This window comes from Mammaliicoccus sp. RAM2 (assembly GCF_045897195.1).
In the GTDB taxonomy this organism is placed as follows: domain Bacteria; phylum Bacillota; class Bacilli; order Staphylococcales; family Staphylococcaceae; genus Mammaliicoccus; species Mammaliicoccus sciuri.
Window position 1 is genome coordinate 1 of the sequence record NZ_JBJNWI010000004.1, and the last position, 13,951, is coordinate 13,951.

Annotated in this window: 18 protein-coding genes; 17 read left to right on the forward strand and 1 reads right to left on the reverse strand. The window is 32.1% G+C overall.

Annotated elements, in window-relative coordinates; translation table 11 throughout:
- Both ACJTHF_RS06780 and ACJTHF_RS06785 read left to right on the forward strand, forming a co-directional pair.
- Window positions 1-693: YPDG domain-containing protein (locus ACJTHF_RS06780; RefSeq protein ID WP_407812603.1), on the forward strand; the 693-nt coding region annotated here is incomplete at its 5' end.
- Window positions 694-856: 163 nt separating this feature from the next.
- Window positions 857-2,455 carry a poly(glycerol-phosphate) alpha-glucosyltransferase gene (locus ACJTHF_RS06785; RefSeq protein WP_078355797.1) on the forward strand — a complete coding sequence of 533 codons (1,599 nt, stop codon included), beginning with the start codon at window positions 857-859 and terminating at the stop codon, window positions 2,453-2,455.
- A gap of 61 nt (window positions 2,456-2,516) precedes the next feature.
- On the opposite strand, the gene ACJTHF_RS06790 is transcribed toward ACJTHF_RS06785, so the two are convergent.
- Window positions 2,517-3,206, reverse strand: a complete 690-nt coding sequence (locus ACJTHF_RS06790) for a queuosine precursor transporter (RefSeq protein WP_048542951.1) — start codon at window positions 3,204-3,206, stop codon at window positions 2,517-2,519.
- 151 nt (window positions 3,207-3,357) lie between these two features.
- Here ACJTHF_RS06790 and ACJTHF_RS06795 point away from each other — a divergent pair, with 151 nt between their 5' ends.
- From ACJTHF_RS06795 to ACJTHF_RS06865, 15 genes are all read left to right on the forward strand, one after another.
- Window positions 3,358-3,552 carry a zinc-finger domain-containing protein gene (locus tag ACJTHF_RS06795; RefSeq protein ID WP_049318859.1) on the forward strand — a complete coding sequence of 65 codons (195 nt, stop codon included), beginning with the start codon at window positions 3,358-3,360 and terminating at the stop codon, window positions 3,550-3,552.
- 10 nt (window positions 3,553-3,562) lie between these two features.
- Window positions 3,563-4,687, forward strand: coding sequence for a virulence factor (locus tag ACJTHF_RS06800; protein WP_078355796.1), 1,125 nt, complete (start codon window positions 3,563-3,565; stop codon window positions 4,685-4,687).
- A 3-nt stretch (window positions 4,688-4,690) separates the two neighbouring features.
- Window positions 4,691-5,128, forward strand: coding sequence for a BrxA/BrxB family bacilliredoxin (locus ACJTHF_RS06805; RefSeq protein WP_048542954.1), 438 nt, complete (start codon window positions 4,691-4,693; stop codon window positions 5,126-5,128).
- Complete coding sequence (locus ACJTHF_RS06810) at window positions 5,112-5,912, forward strand: class I SAM-dependent methyltransferase (protein ID WP_232157153.1); 801 nt, start codon at window positions 5,112-5,114, stop codon at window positions 5,910-5,912. Before ACJTHF_RS06805 ends, ACJTHF_RS06810 begins: the two co-directional genes overlap by 17 nt.
- 458 nt (window positions 5,913-6,370) lie before the next feature.
- Window positions 6,371-7,324, forward strand: a complete 954-nt coding sequence (locus ACJTHF_RS06815) for a thymidylate synthase (RefSeq protein ID WP_078355794.1) — start codon at window positions 6,371-6,373, stop codon at window positions 7,322-7,324.
- Window positions 7,325-7,339: 15 nt separating this feature from the next.
- Window positions 7,340-7,816: a dihydrofolate reductase gene (locus tag ACJTHF_RS06820; protein WP_048542960.1), complete on the forward strand. Its 477-nt coding sequence runs from the start codon at window positions 7,340-7,342 to the stop codon at window positions 7,814-7,816.
- A 1-nt stretch (window position 7,817) separates the two neighbouring features.
- A complete protein-coding gene (locus ACJTHF_RS06825) occupies window positions 7,818-8,567 on the forward strand; it encodes a lysophospholipid acyltransferase family protein (protein ID WP_078355793.1) in 750 nt (249 codons plus the stop codon).
- Complete coding sequence (locus tag ACJTHF_RS06830) at window positions 8,554-9,396, forward strand: DegV family protein (protein WP_107609517.1); 843 nt, start codon at window positions 8,554-8,556, stop codon at window positions 9,394-9,396. Before ACJTHF_RS06825 ends, ACJTHF_RS06830 begins: the two co-directional genes overlap by 14 nt.
- Window positions 9,386-9,952: a DUF2140 family protein gene (locus tag ACJTHF_RS06835; RefSeq protein ID WP_208182982.1), complete on the forward strand. Its 567-nt coding sequence runs from the start codon at window positions 9,386-9,388 to the stop codon at window positions 9,950-9,952. Before ACJTHF_RS06830 ends, ACJTHF_RS06835 begins: the two co-directional genes overlap by 11 nt.
- Before the next feature lie 27 nt (window positions 9,953-9,979).
- Entirely contained in the window at window positions 9,980-10,498 is a 519-nt protein-coding gene (msrA, locus tag ACJTHF_RS06840; RefSeq protein ID WP_048542967.1) for a peptide-methionine (S)-S-oxide reductase MsrA, read from the forward strand.
- A 1-nt stretch (window position 10,499) separates the two neighbouring features.
- Window positions 10,500-10,928, forward strand: coding sequence for a peptide-methionine (R)-S-oxide reductase MsrB (gene msrB / locus ACJTHF_RS06845; protein WP_058591266.1), 429 nt, complete (start codon window positions 10,500-10,502; stop codon window positions 10,926-10,928).
- A 14-nt stretch (window positions 10,929-10,942) separates the two neighbouring features.
- Window positions 10,943-11,446 carry a PTS glucose transporter subunit IIA gene (locus ACJTHF_RS06850; protein ID WP_025906286.1) on the forward strand — a complete coding sequence of 168 codons (504 nt, stop codon included), beginning with the start codon at window positions 10,943-10,945 and terminating at the stop codon, window positions 11,444-11,446.
- On the forward strand, window positions 11,447-11,668 hold the full coding sequence (locus ACJTHF_RS06855; RefSeq protein ID WP_025906287.1) for a YozE family protein: 222 nt from the start codon (window positions 11,447-11,449) through the stop codon (window positions 11,666-11,668).
- A gap of 323 nt (window positions 11,669-11,991) precedes the next feature.
- Complete coding sequence (locus tag ACJTHF_RS06860) at window positions 11,992-13,419, forward strand: S41 family peptidase (protein WP_078355789.1); 1,428 nt, start codon at window positions 11,992-11,994, stop codon at window positions 13,417-13,419.
- On the forward strand, window positions 13,419-13,949 hold the full coding sequence (locus tag ACJTHF_RS06865) for a GNAT family N-acetyltransferase (RefSeq protein WP_078355788.1): 531 nt from the start codon (window positions 13,419-13,421) through the stop codon (window positions 13,947-13,949). Before ACJTHF_RS06860 ends, ACJTHF_RS06865 begins: the two co-directional genes overlap by 1 nt.
- The last annotated feature ends 2 nt before the right edge of the window (window positions 13,950-13,951 follow it).

A 13,951-nucleotide genomic window follows, 5' to 3' on the forward strand; every position in this document is an offset into this window, starting at 1 on the left:
CAAGTTGATATTCCAGTAACGGTTACTTACCCTGATGGTTCTTCTGAAGTTACTTCAGCTAAAGTTGTTGTTGAAAAACCTGCTGACAAACCTGCTGGTAAGACTCAAGCTGATGACAACACACCTGGATATAGTTCTAAGAATCAAGGTCCTACAACAGTTAAACCTGGTACATCTACTCATATCCCACAAACGGGTGATAAAGAGTTACCACCTGGTACGAAGTTTGAAATACCTTCAGACAAAGTTCCAAGTGGATGGACTGTAACTGTAGATCCTAATACTGGTGACATCACAGTAATTCCACCTAATGATGTAACACCTGGTACAAAGGTTGATATCCCAGTAACTGTTACTTACCCTGATGGTTCTAAACAAACTGTAACTGTTGGTGTAGTAGTTGAAAAAGCTTCTGATAGCACAGATGCTGGTTCTAACAATATGTATGGTATGGATAGCAAAGCTGATGATCATCATGCTGGACATATGGCACAAACTGAACAACAACAAAACACTAGCGGTACAGAAAGTTCTAAAGATAACATGATGAATAAAGGAAACAATACTCAAGCAAATGTATTACCAGACACTGGTGAAACACCTGCTGAAAATGCTACTTTATTCGGAAGCTTATTCGCAGGACTTGGCTCATTATTCTTATTTGGTCGTCGTAAAAAAGAAGAAGAACAATAAAATATAATGAGTAATGAGGGTCTGGAACTTTAATGTTCCAGACTCTTCATTTTTAATTTTAATTAAAATTAAATGAGCATTTTTATATTTGTCTATACATATTTGAATACAGATTGAAAAAAGGTTTATATACATATATTGAAGTTGAAAGGAATGAAAGCACGTGAATATTAAAGAGCAAATCAAGCGTATAATAAATGATCATTCAGATTATGAAAGATTATTTATAAGTATTGGCTATCCTAAAGTTAAAGCCGTTGTTAAAAGCTTTAAATTATCGAACAAGAACCAAATGATTAAATTTATAGAAACATATCGTAAGAAGAGTGGTAAAGCAGCTAAATGGATTAAAATTGATATTGTGACATCTGTTGAAGACATTCCATTTGATGAATTAAAAGAAGATTTGATCCATACAACTAGAAATCATGTTGAGTATGGTTTTACATTAGATTACAACTGGAACCTTGCATTTTTACCAGAAGAAATAAACAGCAATGCTTTTATTAGACCTACAAATGAGAAAGGGATATTCATACTTTCTGAGAAAAATATCAATCATTATTTAAGAAAGTATAAGAAGAATTACAATTTATATTTACACAAAGATTATGCAGGCAAAGTAGTTCAGAAATTCTATACAAAGAGTTTCTTTATTGAAGATGAACAGGTTATAAATTTAGAACAAGAAGGCTATAAGAAAGGGTTAAGACCAGTAGATGATCTTCCAGTTGAAATTGATCGTATGATTCAAACGAATACAGATTATTTGATGAATCTTATACAAGATAATGGTAAGTATCATTATGGCTATTTTCCACACTTTGATATCAATATCAACGCTTATAACAACCTATGTCATAGTTCAACAACATATGCGTTTATCAAATCATTATCTTATTTGAAGAAGAATGTGAGTATTGCTAAGAAACCAATAGATTACATTATTAAACATTATTTATATAAACACGAAGGTGCAACATATGTATTTGATGATACAAACTATATAAATGAAATTAAATTAGGTCAAAATGCTGCATTTATACTAGCTGTATGTGGTTATATACAATACGGTCGTTCGAATAAGAAGTATTTAAAAGCAGCTCAAAATGTTGCGAAAGGCTTAGTAAACATGATTGATGAGAATGGGGAAACAACCCATGTGTTAAACTATCCAGATTTAACAGTTAAAGATTCATTTAGAGTGATTTATTACGAAGGTCAAGCAGCACTAGCGTTATTAAAATTATATCAACTTGATCAAAAGGAAGAATGGTTAAATGTTGCAAAATTACTTTATGAAAAATTTATTCAAAAATCATATTGGAAACACCATGACTATTGGTTAAGTTATAGTACAGAAGTATTGATTCAAATAGAACCAGAAGAAAAATATTATCAATTTACTTTTCAAAATTTAGAAGAACATTTGAAAAACGTACAACAACGTCAATCTACAGATCCATTATTACTAGGCATGTTAATGGCTACATATAATATAGTAGAAAGTGCGAAACAACGTGACAAAACTGACTTGGTTGAACAATTTATAGACGTTGATCTATTGATAGATACGATTCACAGAAGAGCAGATTATATGAGAACAGGTTATTTTTATCCTGAAGTTGCAATGTATTTCCAAAATCCAGAGCGCATATTAGAAGCATTCTATATTAAACATGAAGGTTATCGTGTCGAAATAGATGATATCGAACATTACTTAACAAGTTATGTAGAGTATTTAAAAGTATTCAATCAATAAGAAAATCCTACCTTTTCCATTGTAATGGAGTAGGTAGGATTTTTATTGGATTTGTATGAAATTATTCGCTAATCTTACCATTTCTATACATTGATTTAGCAATGTAACCAAATGGTACGTTAGATAATGTTGTGAGCAGTTTTAAGAAGTATGTCGTAAAGAATATTTCAAATACAACATTGTTCGGTAAGTTACCATAGAACGCAATCAATACAAAAATTGCTGTATCTACAATTGAACTTACAACTGTACTTCCATAAGCTCTTATATAGAAGGTTCTATCTGATGAGAATTTCTTCTTAATTAATGTGAATAGTAATACATCTAAATGTTGACCAATGATATATGCAATGATGGATCCAAGTGCAATTCTTGGTACAATATTAAAGATTGTTTCAAGCGCTTCTTGAGAGATATCTTCCTGTGCAGGAATAAACGCTAAAGAGCACTGTAATAATATAACCATGACGATTACTGAAGAAAATCCAAGCCAAACTGCTTTTCGTGCTTGTTTTCTACCATAGATATCGTTTAATATATCTGTTGCAAGATAAATTGATGCAAACATAACATTTCCAAGTGTTGCACTAACTGAAAAGAGTTCTACTGTTTTAATAACCTGTATATTTGCTATAATAGTACCTATAGCAACCCAAACAAACAGACCAGTCTTCCCAAAAATTCTGTATAGAACGAGCATCAATATAAATGTAACGAAGAAAGTTCCAATACCTATTAATTCATTATACATAACTTTGTTCCTCCTAAATTTTGATATAGCGGGTGTTTAGAAACCGCGATAATCGAACTTATCTATTATACGGCTCAAAGTTATAAAAATCAATAAGCTTTATCGTAAACAATTTGTATGATGAATGTTATAATAACGGTCTAGTAAGGGAGTGACACTCATTTTAGCTCAAGAAGAGAAACAAGCAATTAAACAAATAGACCAATTGATGGAAACATACTGTAAAGGGTGTTTATTAAAGACGCACTATAGGGAAACAAAAGGTAAACATCAAGCCCATCAGTATTGTATATCGGAATGTTCTATCGGTATACGCATTAAACAATTAGGTAACAAGTTGCAATAAGGAGGATATTATGGAAATTGTTAGAGTTGAACCGACACCAAGCCCAAATACGATGAAAATCGTTTTATCTTTTAAGAAAGAAGATAGGTCTTCAAATACTTATACTGAAGTGAATGATCATAATCCAGAATTCATTAACCGTATTCTTCAATTAGATGGTATTAAATCTGTATTCCATGTTATGGACTTTATCGCTGTAGATAAACGTCCAAAAGAAAACTGGGATACTTTACTTAAAGATGTTACATCAGCCATCTCAGGTTCAGATCAAGAAGGGGACTTTGCTGAAAATCAAGTAAATGAACATTTCGGTGAAGTAAAAGCTGAAGTCTTAAAGTTTAAAGGTATACCTTATCAAATTAAATTAACAACTCAAGAAGAAGAAAAACGTAAACAACTTCCTGAAATTTATATTGATAGTATGCTAAAAGCAACGAAAGACTCAGATAACGTTGTCTTTTTAAGAAAATGGGAAGATTTAGGTGTACGTTACGGCGAAGTAGAGGAAGTATTAGCAACCGTTCAAGAAGAAATATTAGCTTTGTACCCTAAAGAGAAATTAGAGGCTTTAGTTGAAGAAGCTTTAACAAGTGACATTACCATTCCTGAAAAGCAATTTGTACATGTTGATAAAGAAACGTTTGAACAAGAAGAGGATTGGAAAGTAAAATTAAGAATGTTAAATGACTTTCCAACACCAACAGAAGACGATTATCCATTATTAGATGTCGCGTTAAATGATGAAAAGCCTCAAGTACGTAGAATGGCAATCGTGCTATTAGGTATGATTGAATCAAAAAAAACATTACCTTATTTATATAAAGGTATGAAAGATAAAGTTGTTTCTGTTAGAAGAACAGCTGGTGACTGTCTAAGTGATTTAGGTTTTAAAGAAGCGTTACCAGTAATGATAGAAGCATTAGAAGACCCTCAGAAAATTGTAAGATGGCGTGCAGCTATGTTTATATTTGATGAAGGTGATGAAACTGCATTAGAAGCATTGAAAAAAAGACAAGACGATCCAGCATTCGATGTTAAATTGCAAGTACAAATGGCAATTGAAAGAATCGAAAATGGTGAAGAAGCATTAGGTTCTGTTTGGAAACAAATGGCTAATAGAAAGAAAGAGGGATAAAATATGAATGCATATGAACAATACATGAAAGAACTCGCTCAACCAATGAGAAGTGAATTAACTGGACAAGGCTTTGAAAGTTTAGAATCAGCAGAGTCAGTTAAAGAATATATGGAGAACGCACAACCGAATGAAACAACATTTATCGTCGTAAACTCTGTATGTGGATGTGCAGCTGGTTTAGCACGTCCTGCAGCTGTTACAGTATCCCAACAAAATGATAAAAAACCTTCTAGAATTGCTACAGTATTTGCTGGACAAGATAAAGAAGCAACTGAAACAATGAGAGAATATATCGCACAAGTACCATCAAGTCCATCTATGGCATTATTTAAAGGTAATGAGCTTAAATACTTCATGCCACGTGAACATATTGAAGGAAGAGATATCCAAGAAATCTGTTTGGATATTAAAGACGCTTTTGATGAATACTGTGACTAATATTCGTATCACAACTGCCGTTAAAACTAATGCATCTCTCTACAAACAAGTAGAAGATGCATTTTCTGTGTTATCTAAATTAAAAACCATACAGAATGTCCAAATCATAAAGCGAAGAAAATTAACGATTAATCAATTGTTTCAACGAGATACGATACCATTAATTGTATTTGAAAGTAGTGGACCTAAACTATATTTCACGCCAGATACACCAATATATTTTCATTTAGATACTGTCAAAGTTAAATTGCATATGATGAAACAACATAAGATGCCCGTACTAATTGAAATGTTAGATGAAATAACAACAGACTTTAAAACATTTAATTTCATAGATGGCACAATGGGATTTGGGCGAGATACTTATTTAATATTAAAGCATTATCAACAAGCAAATGTATATGCAATAGAACAAAATCCACTTATCCATTATGTTATTTCTGAAGGCATGAAACGCTATTTAACAGAAGATGAATTAAGACGAATCCATTATATAAATAATGATTATCACAATTGGATTAAACAACATCCCGAATTGGTCGACATCTTATATTTAGATCATATGTTTGAACAGACACTTGATGAAAACGATAGAATGGGGGAACTTTCACGCAATATTGAATTACCTTCAGAAATCAAAAGTGTATCTCACTTCAAATATTTAATCGTAAAAGCACATTATAAAAGTGAGATTTTCAAAAAGTTTAATACGACACAATGTATTAGGAAAAGTACTAAAACACATTATGGACTGAAAATAAATCAAGATTATAAATATGAGTGATGGTGGAGAATAATATAAGAAAGTCTTCGTGCGCTATGGCCTGTTTTAGTACCTAGTCGCACGATATCTTTGAGTCTTCGTGCGCTATGGCCTGTTTTGGTACCTAGTCGCACGATATCTTTGAGTCTTCGTGCGCTTACATTCATAATTTAAACATCACTTAATTCTATACCATTATATACAAAAACTGGGACAATCTCTTGTCCCAGTTTTTGTATATTACCCCTTATTTATACTATTCTGTAATGCACATACTGATCATATAGCATAATAATAAGAAAAAGCCTAAAGTAGCAAAAATTTCATTCATTGAAATAGCCTCCTTCGTTTTGTTAGCACTTTGTTCATTTATAACCATTATACCTAATAATCAGGAAATTTTCTATATTATATCAGTAGTAAATTATCGCTAATTTCGTTAATATAGTAACAGGAGAATATTAAAAAGAGGTGCTCAAATGAATAACTTTGATAAAGCGTATCACGATTTATGTAAAAGGGTATTAGAAGAAGGCGAGAATAAGGACGATAGAACGGGTACCGGTACGATTTCTATATTTGGTCACCAAATGAGATTTGATTTATCTGAAGGTTTTCCGTTATTAACAACTAAAAAGGTTTCTTTTAAATTAATTGCAACTGAGCTTTTATGGTTTATTAAAGGCGATACAAATATAAGGTATTTATTACAATATAAGAATAACATTTGGAACGAATGGGCTTTTAAAAAATGGATTGAAAGTAATGACTATGATGGTCCTGATATGACGGACTTTGGTCGTCGCTCTTTAGTAGATGATGAATTTAACGAACAATATAAAGCACAACTTGCGATATTCAAAGATAAGATTCTGAATGACGATGATTTTATGATAAAATACGGTGACTTAGGCAATGTTTATGGTAAACAATGGAGAGATTGGAAGGATCAAGATGGTAAACGATTTGACCAACTTAGGACTTTAATTGAAAATATTAAACAAAATCCTAATTCAAGACGCCATATTATTTCTGCTTGGAATCCAACTGAAATAGATACAATGGCATTACCACCATGTCATACATTATTCCAATTTTATGTAAAAGACGGAAAATTAAGCTGTCAATTATATCAACGAAGTGCAGATATTTTCTTAGGTGTACCTTTTAATATTGCGAGTTATAGCTTATTAACACATTTAATTGCTAAAGAATGTGGATTAGAAGTAGGCGAGTTTGTCCATACGTTTGGAGACGCGCATATTTATAAAAACCATATAGACGCAATCAATGAACAACTTTCAAGAGATTCTTACGATGCACCTAAACTTAAGATCAACACTGATAAATCATTGTTTGATATTGAATACGAAGATTTAGAAATTGACGGTTATGAATCACATCCAAGTATTAAAGCACCTATTGCAGTTTAAAAAGGAGTAATTTAAATGAAATCAATAATAGTTTGTCATGATCAAAATCGCGTAATTGGCTTAGACAACAAGATGCCATGGCATCTACCAAATGACTTAAAAAGAGTTAAAGCATTGACGACTGGAAATACGATCGTGATGGGAAGAAAAACATTTGATTCTTTAGGTAAGCCATTACCGAATAGACGTAATGTTGTATTAACGACAAATCCATCATTTGAACACGTTGATGTCGATGTGATTCATTCTTTAGATGAAATCGATCAACTCGAAGGACATATCTTCATCTTTGGCGGTCAAGGTCTTTATGAACAAATGATGGACCGCGTTGATGATATGTATGTAACAGTAATAGAAGATAAGTTTCAAGGTGATGCCTTTTTCCCTCCATACGACTTCAAAGATTGGACGGTTCTTTCATCTGAATCTGGCGAACTCGATGAAAAAAACACTTTACCACACACTTATATGCATTTGGAAAGGAAAAAATAGTATGTTAAGAACGACGAAAACACTTGGTTATATTGTAGGTTATGCTGCACTTGTATCTTCACAATTAAATAAAGTTAAGCATAAGAAGTCATTGATAAATGATATCCGTAAACAAGATGAAATGATCTTTTTATATGCGAAAAGATGGGCTTCACGTATTCTAGATTCAGCTGGTGTTACAACACACTTGTCTGGCAATATAGAACCATTTGATGAGCCTGTATTATACATTTCAAATCATGAAGGTAATTTTGATATTCCTGTATTAATTAATCATTTACCGCAACCATTTGGATTTATTTCAAAGACTGAAGTTCAAAAAATTCCGTTTTTAAATCCATGGATGGAAGAAATGAACTGTATATATTTAGATCGTTCAAATAGACGCGCAAGTTTACAAATGATAAAAGATGGTATTAATAAATTAAAAGAACAACATTCTTTATTAATTTTTCCCGAAGGTAGTAGAAGTAAAGGTGGAGAAATGCAAGAATTTAAAGCAGGTTCTTTTAAATTAGCTAAATCAGCTAAAGTCAAAATTGTACCTATTGCGATTTATGGGACATCTAACATTATGGAAGCTCAAGATTCTAAAAAAATGGTCCCTGGTGATGTTTATGTACACATTCTAGACCCAATTGAGCCTTCAATTTTTGAAGATAAGACCATGCAAGAAGTAAGCCAATTTGTACAAGGAAAAATTAGTAATACTGTTCAATCACTAAAGGAGAATCATTATGTCAAAAATTAAAATAGTTGTTGATTCGACGACAGATTTATCAGCAGAATATTTAGAAGAAAATAACATTACTGTCGTACCCCTAAATATACTTATCGATGGTGTTACGTACGTAGACCAAGAGGATATTAGCTCAACAGAATTTCTAGAAAAAATGAAAGACGCTAAAGAATTGCCTAAAACAAGTCAGCCTCCAATTGGTAAAATTGTTGAAACATATGACGCGTTAGGGACAGATGGTTCTGAAATTATTAGTATTCATATGACTTCTGAGTTATCGGGTACATTTAGTGCAGCTCAGCAAGCAGCTCAAATTACAGAAAGTAAAGTTACAGTTGTGGATAGTAAATTCATTTCATTAGCTTACGGATTCCAAATTGAAGAAGTCGTGAAGATGATCAACGCAGGCAAAACTGTTGAAGAAATCGTCGAAGAAATTGAAGTGATTAAAAATAATTTAAGACTATTTGTAGTCATTGGTAATATCGACAACTTAATTAAAGGTGGTAGAATCGGTAAAGCGAAAGGCTTACTCGGTTCATTGATGAATATTAAACCAATCGGCGAATTGATTAACGGAAAAATCGAAATGATGCATAACGCAAGAACGCAAAACGCTATTGTTAAATATTTAATGAAAGAATTGGATGTCTTTTTAGAGAAGAAAGAACTTATAAAAATAGGTATTGCTGATGCGAATGCAGAACAATTGATGACGAAATTGATGAATACAATTAAAGAAAAGAAAAATTTCCACTTATTTGATACTGCAGTGACGACACCAGTCGTTTCTACGCATACTGGTGAAGGTGCTATTGGCGTGTTCTTCTATGGAAAATAAACATTGGATGAATCATAGAGCTTGGTTTTATGCTTTTATTATATTAATTATTCTAATACTTGGTGCTCTAGCTTATGTATGGTCTCAAATTTCAGACGATACAAACCATCAAACAATCAACACAGAACAAACTAAGAAAGATTTCACCATTTCTTTTGATAATGCACAATTAGAATCGTTAATGAATGCGTCTATGAAAGATTATGACATTCAATCACGCATTACAAAAAAATCATTGTCATTTGATACACGTACTAAAATTTTAGGTAAAGCTATTGATATAACACTTCAAACGAAACCTAAAAAGTTAAATAACGATACAATCTATTTCAAAATTCAATCGATAGATATTGGGAAATTAAATATTTCAAATCCATTTATTCTATCTCAAATCAATAAATATAGTGAACTTCCACCATATATTCATGTAAATCCTAAAGATGAATCATTCAATTTATCTTTAAATCAGTTGGAGATTGATAATGTTGAGTCTATACAAATTCAAACATTAGATATTTCAGACAAAAAATGGTACTTTGATATTAAGTTAAAGTAACTTAACATCATTAAAGGAGGTACAACTATGGCTTATGCTACGTTAGCTGGGGGATGTTTTTGGTGTTTAGTTAAGCCTTTTAATGAATTCCCCGGTATTATTGAAGTGACTTCCGGATATAGTGGTGGTCATGTTGAAAATCCAACTTATGAAGAAGTTTGTACAAATCAAACTGGTCATGTTGAAGCTGTTCAAATTGAATACAATGAAGATGAAACAGACTTTGAAGCTATATTAGATATATACTTTAAGACCTTTGATCCCACAGATAATAAAGGTCAGTTCTTTGATAGAGGCGAAAGTTATGAACCTGTTATTTTCTACCACGATAAAGAACAAGAAGAAATAGCGCATAACAAAATCAATCAATTAAATGAACAAAATATTTTTGATAAACCAGTCATTACGCCAGTTAAACCTTACAAGAACTTTTACCCTGCGGAAGACTATCATCAAGATTATTACTTGAAGAATCCAGCACATTATCAAGGGTATCAACAAGGTTCTGGACGTAAAGCATTTATAGAAAAGTATTGGGGGCGTTAAAATGCTAAAAAAAAGTAAAGATGAATTAAATGAAATGGAATATCTCGTAACACAACAAAATGGTACAGAACCACCTTTTCAAAATGAATATTGGAATCACTTTGAAAAAGGTATTTATGTAGATAAATTATCTGGTAAGCCATTATTCACTTCAGAAGAAAAATTTGAATCTGATTGTGGTTGGCCAAGTTTTTCAAAAGCATTAGATGATGAAGAAATCATCGAACTTGTTGATAAAACACATGGCATGATCAGAACTGAAGTACGCTCTGAAAATTCAGATAGTCATTTAGGTCACGTCTTTAATGACGGTCCTAAAGAATCTGGTGGCTTAAGATATTGTATTAATTCAGCTGCTGTACAATTTATTCCATATGATAAATTAGAAGATTTAGGGTATGGAGAATTAGTAAATCATTTTAAAAATTAGAGGAGTCGATTGTAATGTTTAAAAAATTATTTGGCGGTAACAAATCAAAAGATACAAATGTTGAAGTATTTGCTCCAATTTCAGGTGAATATGTAGCAATTGAAGATATTCCAGATCCAGTATTTGCTCAAAAAATGATGGGTGAAGGATTCGGTATTAAACCAACAGAAGGTGTAGTAGTTGCACCATTTGATGGAGAAGTTGTGAATGTATTTAAACCTTCAAATCACGCTGTAGGTATTAAAGCAGCAAACGGATTAGAAGTATTGGTACACGTAGGTTTAGAAACTGTTCAATTAGGTGGAGAAGGCTTTGAAGCACTTGTTAATACTGGTGATACAGTTAAACAAGGCGACGAGTTATTAAAATTCGACATCGAAACAATCGAATCAAAAGTAAAATCAGTAATCAGCCCTGTTATTATTACTAACACAGATGACGCTGAAGAAATTAATATCGAAAAATTAGAAAGTCTAGTTAAAGGTGAAACTAAGGCTATTGATGTGAAAATGAAATAAATGAAACAATATTCTTTCTATCAATACGCACTAACAAAACGAAGTGAAAAAAGCGAAGTAGGTAAGTTGGCAGATTTAATCTTCCAAGACTTATCATTTCCAAAATTCACAAACGATTATCACACACTTTCAGATTACTTAGAAACAGAAGCCATGTTCACACAACCAATGAGCGTCTTCGATGACTTATTCGAATCATATGAAGAATGGTTGAAATTCTAAGGTAAAATAAAACACCTCATTTTCAAGCGGAAATGAGGTGTTTTTTCGGTTTGTGTAGTTGGATGATGGGGGCTAACTATCATTATTCTGAATTGTGGTAATTAGAACGCTGTAACTTCCATTATTCTGAATTCTGGCAATTAGACGGGCCATTCTTAGAGACATTTCTCAGAATTTCGTCCCTAACAGAACCCGTAATACTCACGATATGAACATTTTTCCATATTAATTCGTTCACTTTGCTGTTTGTCACACCAAAGTGTTTTTATTTATATGATTTAACTGTTAAAATAAATTATATTTGACAAGAAAGTTGTGAGTAAATGAAACCTTTTAAAAAGAAACAAAGTCGACAAATAACGCTTCCTTTATATAAGTTATTAATCATATTATTTGTTACGGTCTTATTAACTGCTGTTGTGTCTTATGCTTCGTATAAATTTGGTTTATATTTTGGCAATGACCAACAAAAAGAGCTTAATAAGATTGAAGAGGCTTATAAACAAATTAATAACGACTATTACAAAGATGTTGATGACGACAAATTAACTCAAGGCGCTATTGATGGTATGATCAAATCTTTAGATGATCCTTATAGTGAATACATATCCGCTAAAGATACAACAAGTTATAACGAAGAAATTTCTGGTGATTTTGTTGGAATTGGTGCAGAAATGGAAATGCACGATGGCTACGTTAGAATTACTAGTCCTATGAAAGATTCTCCTGCTGAAAAAGCTGGCGTAAAATCTTTAGACGTCATTACGAAAGTTGATCATGAATCGATTAAAAATAAATCGTTAAATGAAATCGTCAATAAAGTAAGAGGTAAAAAAGGGACAACTGTTACGTTAACAATTAAACGAGAAGGTAAAGAACCTTTCGATGTTAAGATTAAACGTGACAAAATCCACCTTACAAGTGTCGATTATACGAAGAAAAAAGACACTGGCATAATTGCAATTTCTAAGTTCCAAAATAAAACAACGAAAGAATTACAATCTGCATTGAAACAAGCGAAAAAAGACAAAGTAAAACATGTCATTTTAGATTTAAGAAACAATCCAGGTGGTCTATTAGATGAAGTCGTGACGAGTGTTAACTTGTTTGTTGATAAAAATAAACCTGTTATATATTTAGAAACGAAAGGTGATAAACCACAAGCAGTTGAAACTGAAAACGACAAAATGTCTGGCATAGGTGATATGGACTATACAGTACTCGTTAATAAAGGGTCTGCAAGTGCTGCAGAAATATTCGCTGGCGCATTACAAGATTACAAAATTGCAGATGTCCTAGGTACAACGACTTTTGGTAAAGGTATCGGACAAGTTCATAAAGAATTTAGCGATTCTAGCATTTTAAAATATACAAACATGAGATGGTTAACACCTAATAAATCTTATATTCATAAAAAAGGTATTCAACCAGATAAAACCATTAAAGCACCTAAATATGAAGAAATAGAAATAATCGATCCGAGCAAGACTTATCAAGAAGGCGATCAATCTAAAGAAATTAAATCAATTAAGATTGGTTTGAACGCTTTAGGGTATAATATTAACAATGAAAATGACCAATTTGATGCCCAACTGACATCACAAGTTAAATCATTCCAAAGTGACCATGATTTAACTGAAAATGGTATTTTCACAGATGATACAACAAAGAAATTTATTGAACTTTTACGCAAGAAAATCCGTAGTGAAGATAAACAACTTGATGAAGCAATTCAATATATGCATAAGTAATGGGGGAAAGTAGTTTGAGAAAAGCAACAAGATCAGATATTCAACATATTAATAAATTAACAGAAATGGCTAAATCTATTATGGAACACGATCAGAACCCTCAATGGGATCATCGTTATCCATTAGAGAAGCATTTCTACGAAGATATAGATAATGGAGACTTATATCTATATGAAGAAAACAATGACATTGCAGGATATATATGTGTCAATCAAGTACAAGCCGAATGGTATAAACAATTTGACTGGCCAGCTCGTACTGACCAAGCATATGTTATCCATAGAATGGCTACAAATCCTGAATATAAAGGTGTCGCAATGAAGATGATGCAATTTGCAATTGATATTGCTACTGAAGCAGGCACACCAATTATCATAACGGATACATTTTCACTTAATAAACGTGCACAAAGACTGTTTGAAAAATTTGATTTTATAAAAATGGGTGAATATGAAACAGATGAGTTTCCATTTGATAAGAATGCACCATTTTATGCATATTATAAATTGATAGAGAACGAGGAGAAATAAAC